The organism is Xanthomonas sp. SHU 166 (genome assembly GCF_000364685.1).
Taxonomy (GTDB): domain Bacteria; phylum Pseudomonadota; class Gammaproteobacteria; order Xanthomonadales; family Xanthomonadaceae; genus Xanthomonas_A; species Xanthomonas_A sontii.
Genome location: NZ_AQOJ01000106.1, coordinates 1 through 4,108 on the forward strand (window position 1 = coordinate 1; position 4,108 = coordinate 4,108).

The window sequence follows — 4,108 nt, forward strand, 5'->3', positions numbered from 1 at the left end:
TGGCGCGCGCGCTGGGCAGCGCGGCATCGACTTCGGCGGCGGCGTCGGGCACGGTCGCCGGATCCGGCTCCACCGGCGCCGGCGGCGGCGCGTGACCGCTCTTGCCGGCGGCCTGCGCGGCCAGCCACGACTGGATGTCGTCCGGCGGCACGTCCATCAGCCGCAGCGCGCCTTCCATCACGTTGTGGAACACCGGCGCCGAGACCAGGCCGCCGTAGTACTTGGCGCCCTGCGGGTCGTTGATGACGATGACCGTGGCGAAGCGCGGGTTGCTCGCCGGCACCAGGCCCGCGAACAGCGCGTTGTAGTGGCCGCGCTCGTAGCCGCCGGGGCCGGCCTTGCGCGCGGTGCCGGTCTTGCCGGCGACGTGGTAGCCCAGGATCGCCGCGCCCTTGGCGCCGCCCTGGGTGACCACGGTCTCCATCATCGCCACCACTTCCTTGGAGATCGCCGGGTCCAGCACCTGCTTGCTGTCCTCGTGCTGGCCCTTGACGAAGGTCGGGGTGACCAGGCGCCCACCGTTGCCCAGCGCGCAGTAGGCGCGGGCGATCTGCAGCGGCGTCACCGACAGGCCGTAGCCGTAGGACATGGTGGTCTTGGACGAACCGCTCCAGCGTGCCGGCGACGGAAACACGCCGGCCGATTCGCCGGGGAAGCCGCTGTGCGGGGAGCTGCCGTAGCCGTAGCTGTGGACCTGGTCGTAGAAGGTCTGGTCCGGCAGCTTGGCCGCGATCTTCGCCGCGCCGATGTTGGAGCTGCGGGTGATCACCCCGGTCACGGTCAGCACGCCGTTGTTGCGCGGCACGTCCTTGATGGTGAAGCGGCCCACCGACATGTAGCCGGGGTTGGTGTCGATCAGCGTGTCCTTGGTCACCACCCCGGCCTTGAGCGCGGTGGAGATGGTCAGCGGCTTCATCGTCGAGCCCGGCTCGACCAGGTCGGTGACCGCGCGGTTGCGGCGCACGTCCGGGTTGACCCCGTTGACCGCATTGGGGTTGTAGGTCGGCAGGTTGACCATGGCCAGGATCTCACCGGTGGCCACGTCCATGATCACGATCGAGCCGCCGGCGGCCTTGTTCTCGACCAGCGCGTTGCGCAGTTCCTTGTAGGCCAGGAACTGGATGCGGCGGTCGATGCTCAGGGTCAGGTCCTTGCCCGGCTGCGCCGGCTTGACCAGGTCGATGCTCTCGACGATCGCGCCCTTGCGGTCGCGGATCACCCGCTTGGCGCCCGGCTTGCCGCGCAGCCACGAATCGAACGCCAGCTCCAGCCCTTCCTGGCCACGGTCGTCGATGTTGGTGAAGCCCAGCACATGCGCCATCGCTTCGCCCTGCGGGTAGAAGCGGCGGAATTCGCGCTGCGAGAACACGCCGGGGATGCCCAGCGCGACCACCGCATGCGCCTTGTCCGGATTGATCCGGCGCTTGAGGTACATGAACTCCTTGTCCGCCTTCTGCGACAGCTTGGCGGTGAGTTCGTCGACCGGCAGCTCCAGCGCCTGCGCCAGCTGCGGGATGCGGTCGGGGCTGCGCAGCAGTTCCTGCGGGTTGACCCAGATCGACTCCACCGGCGTGGACACCGCCAGCGGCTCGCCGTTGCGGTCGGTGATCATGCCGCGCGAGGTGGCGATCGGCAGTTCGCGCAGGTAGCGCGCCTCGCCCTGGCGCTGGTAGAAATCGCTGTTGATCAACTGCACGTAGGCCGCGCGGCCGATCAGGGTCACCGAGCACAGGCCCAGCGCGGCGCCGACCAGCACCAGGCGGCCGCGCAGGTTGAAGTTGCTGCGGGGGCGATTGCGGCCGCTCTTGTTCACGGACGCACCACCACGATGTCGCCGGTCTCGGGGAACTTCATCCCCAGCCGCTCGCGCGCGACCTGGTCGACGCGATTGCTCTCCGCCCAGGTCGCCTGCTCCAGCTGCAGCCGGCCGAACTCGATGTTCAGCTCGTCGCGGTTGTGTTCCAGCCGCGACAGCTCCACGAACAACTGGCGATGGCGATGGCGCATGTACACCACCCCGATCGCCGAAGCGATGGTGCAGGCGAGCAGCACGAGCAGCAGAAGCCGGCTCATGGGGCGCTCCTGTGGAGCGCGCCATGCGCCGGCGGGAATGGGGAAACGGGAATGGGGAATGGCGAAGAGCCGGTCGACCGCACACGGAAACCTTCCGTCCCGGGAAGCGCGCTCTTGCTTTCGCCTTTCCCGATTCCCAATTCCCGACTCCCGATTCCCAGCTTCTCCGCCACCCGCAACACCGCGCTGCGCGCGCGCGGGTTGACCGCCAGTTCGTCGGCGTCGGCCTTGATCGCGCCGCCGTGCAGGCGCAGGGTCGGCACGAAGGCCGTGGCCTCGGGCAGGCGGCGGTTGCTCGGCGGGGCCTTGGCGTGGCGCTGCATGAACTGCTTGACGATGCGGTCTTCCAGCGAGTGGAAGCTGATCACCGCCAGGCGGCCGCCGGGCTTGAGCCGGGCCAGCGCCGCGTCCAGGCCGGTCTCCAGATCGGCCAGTTCGCGGTTGATGTGGATGCGGATGGCCTGGAAGCTGCGGGTGGCCGGGTGGGTCTTGCTGTCGCCGCGCGGCATCACGCTGGCGATCAGCTCGGCCAATTCGGCGGTGCGGGTCAGCGGCTGCTTCTCGCGGCGGGCGACGATGGCGCGGGCGATGCGCCGGCTCTGCCGCTCTTCGCCGTAGGTCCACAGCACGTCGGCGATCTCGCGCTCCTCGGCGCGCGCCAGCCACTGCGCGGCGCTCTCGCCGGTGTCCGGGTCCATGCGCATGTCCAGCGGGCCGTCCTTGCCGAAGGAGAAGCCGCGTTCGGCCACGTCCAGCTGCGGCGAGGACACGCCCAGGTCGAACAGCACCCCGTCCAGGGCAACGGCAGCGTCCCACTGGCCCAGCTCGGCGAAGCTGCCGCGATAGATGGACACGCGCGCGTCGCCGCCGAACGCATGTTCGGCTTCGGCGATCGCCTCGGGATCCTTGTCCATCACCAGCAGCCGGCCTCCTGGGCCGAGTTTGTGCAGCACCCCGCGCGCGTGTCCGCCACGCCCGAACGTGCCATCCAGATAGATTCCGTTTTCGATCACCTGCAGCCCGTCCAGGACCTGCGCGAACAACACCGGCACATGCGCCGCCGATGGTTGCGACACCGGGAGGTGACCGGCCTGCGCCTGTCCGCGCATCCGGACACCCCGACTCACAACTTCAGATCGAGCAATCCATCGCCCAGATCCTCGTCAGACAACGTCTGCTGGATCAGTGCGCGATGAGCCTGCTCGCTCCACAGTTCGAACTTGTCGCCCATGCCCAACAGCACGGCGCGCTTTTCAATGCCCACCGCGGCGCGATGGCTCGGCGGAATGGTGATGCGGGCGTTGGCATCCAGCTCCAGCGCGGCCGACGAACCCACCAGCTTCTGCTGCAGGACCCGCACCACGCGCTGGGTGTTGGGCTTGGCCATGACGTCGTCACGGACCCGCTCCCACTCCTTCTCCGCATACAGCCACAGGCAGCCGGCCTCGAACGGGTTGTAGGTCAGCACCAGCCGATTGCCGCTCACGCGCGCGACGAGGTCGCGGTACGCGGTGGGAACCGCCATACGCCCCTTGTCGTCCACAGTGATTGCGGTCTCGCCCTGAAACACGACGCCTGCACCTTTCCGAATCCGCCTGGGCGGTCATTGAACCACGAAAAACCACAAAAAACCCGGTTTCCCCTCAAGTGCCCACCTTAGCAGCGCGCAACGGGTTGTCAACAACTTTGCGAGCGGTAAATCGCTAGCGGGATCAATGGTTTGCAACGATCTTTAGAGACTTGTTCAAGGCTTATCCACAAGTTACTGTTTCGTCTCAAATTTTGAGATTGAACGGAAATTCAGGCCTGTGTACGGGGCGTTAAGGCCATCGTCACCGGCCGTCGACATGGCGCCCGGGCTCGCGCCGCGTTGCGCAAGCGCGCACACTGCCGGGCATGTGTCTGGTCGTTCTCGCGCACGCTGCGCACCCGCGATGGCGCTTGCTGCTGGTCGGCAACCGCGACGAATTCCACGCCCGCCCGACCGCGCCGCTGCAGCGCTGGCCAGCCCCGGCGCAGCGCCTGCTGGCCGGGC

Annotated in this window: 5 protein-coding genes; 1 reads left to right on the plus strand and 4 read right to left on the minus strand. The window is 68.1% G+C overall.

What is annotated here, in order from left to right:
* From D180_RS04380 to mraZ, 4 genes are all read right to left on the minus strand, one after another.
* Positions 1 to 1,813 (minus strand): penicillin-binding transpeptidase domain-containing protein (locus D180_RS04380; RefSeq protein ID WP_017911835.1); only part of this gene is annotated, 1,813 nt, incomplete at its 3' end.
* Positions 1,810 to 2,073: a cell division protein FtsL gene (gene ftsL / locus D180_RS04385; protein WP_010344441.1), complete on the minus strand. Its 264-nt coding sequence runs from the start codon at positions 2,071 to 2,073 to the stop codon at positions 1,810 to 1,812. The genes ftsL and D180_RS04380, both read right to left, overlap by 4 nt.
* Positions 2,070 to 3,182: a 16S rRNA (cytosine(1402)-N(4))-methyltransferase RsmH gene (gene rsmH, locus D180_RS04390; RefSeq protein ID WP_017911836.1), complete on the minus strand. Its 1,113-nt coding sequence runs from the start codon at positions 3,180 to 3,182 to the stop codon at positions 2,070 to 2,072. Before rsmH ends, ftsL begins: the two co-directional genes overlap by 4 nt.
* Before the next feature lie 14 nt (positions 3,183 to 3,196).
* On the minus strand, positions 3,197 to 3,643 hold the full coding sequence (gene mraZ, locus D180_RS04395; RefSeq protein WP_026144304.1) for a division/cell wall cluster transcriptional repressor MraZ: 447 nt from the start codon (positions 3,641 to 3,643) through the stop codon (positions 3,197 to 3,199).
* A 326-nt stretch (positions 3,644 to 3,969) separates the two neighbouring features.
* Here mraZ and D180_RS22820 point away from each other — a divergent pair.
* A partial coding sequence (locus D180_RS22820) for an NRDE family protein (protein WP_198526510.1) occupies positions 3,970 to 4,108 on the plus strand: 139 nt, incomplete at its 3' end.

Bases quoted from the DNA above. Each gene is read 5' to 3' on its own strand.
- ftsL (WP_010344441.1), bottom strand. From the start codon at position 2,073: ATGAGCCGGCTTCTGCTGCTCGTGCTGCTCGCCTGCACCATCGCTTCG.
- rsmH (WP_017911836.1), bottom strand. From the start codon at position 3,182: ATGCGCGGACAGGCGCAGGCCGGTCACCTCCCGGTGTCGCAACCATCG.